At 35.4% G+C, this 804-nt stretch carries 2 protein-coding genes; both read right to left on the reverse strand.

All coding sequences use genetic code 11. From position 1 onward, the window contains the following. A partial coding sequence (locus ACTJJH_RS18350; RefSeq protein ID WP_440601573.1) for an IS3 family transposase occupies positions 1 to 131 on the reverse strand: 131 nt, incomplete at its 3' end. 113 nt (positions 132 to 244) lie between these two features. Then, positions 245 to 754 carry a helix-turn-helix domain-containing protein gene (locus ACTJJH_RS18355; protein WP_002120495.1) on the reverse strand — a complete coding sequence of 170 codons (510 nt, stop codon included), beginning with the start codon at positions 752 to 754 and terminating at the stop codon, positions 245 to 247. Positions 755 to 804 lie beyond the last annotated feature (50 nt).

An 804-nucleotide genomic window follows, 5' to 3' on the forward strand; every position in this document is an offset into this window, starting at 1 on the left:
ATTATTATTCCTGTACTTTTCAGAGCAAGAGTAATTCTACGATAGCCATAGCATCCCTTATGCTTGTGATATATGGACTTGATCTGCTGTTTTAACTCAGTATATTTATCCTTAGAGCGTACAGCTTTCATGTGATAGAAATAAGTACTACGAGCGATCTTGGCAATACTGAGTAAGAGCTTTAATGGATAAATTTGCCTTAATTCTGAAATAACTTGAACACTGTCTGCAGTAGAAATTGAATTTAGGTACGTTGCTTCAGTTTTAAGGCTTTTAGCTTTTTTAAAAAGGCAACCTCTGCTCGTAAAGCGGTCACTTCATCAATGAGCTCCTGCTGAGATTTATCTTTGTCATCTTTTACAGACTTGGTTATTTTAGTTTTATCTTGTTTAAGCATATTGGTATAAATCCTCGTGGTATTAAACCCAGCAATCCCTTCTTTATGATACTGAGCTAGCCACCTTCTTAAAATTGACGTCCCGCTCAGATTTAACCGTCTTCTAACTTCTCTTACCGGTATCTTATCAAGAAGCATTTGTACAGCCTTGATTTTAAATTCGGAAGAGTAGTAGGTTTTTTTAGTTTTAACATTCAGGCCATCTTCACCTTGTGCCTTATAGTTTTCAATCCATAAGCGGATGGTTTGGAGATCTACATTAAATTCTTGTGAAAGGATTTTATATCCTTTACTTCCCTCTAAATAAGCTTGAATGACTTTTAATTTTAACTCTTTTGAATGCTTCGGAATTGGCATAGAGCACACCTCATAAGTTTTAAAAGTCTAACTTATGGGGTGCAGTTCAG

The organism is Acinetobacter sp. 22301 (genome assembly GCF_052045285.1).
Taxonomy (GTDB): domain Bacteria; phylum Pseudomonadota; class Gammaproteobacteria; order Pseudomonadales; family Moraxellaceae; genus Acinetobacter; species Acinetobacter pittii.

Bases quoted from the DNA above. Each gene is read 5' to 3' on its own strand.
- ACTJJH_RS18355 (WP_002120495.1), bottom strand. From the start codon at position 754: ATGCCAATTCCGAAGCATTCAAAAGAGTTAAAATTAAAAGTCATTCAA.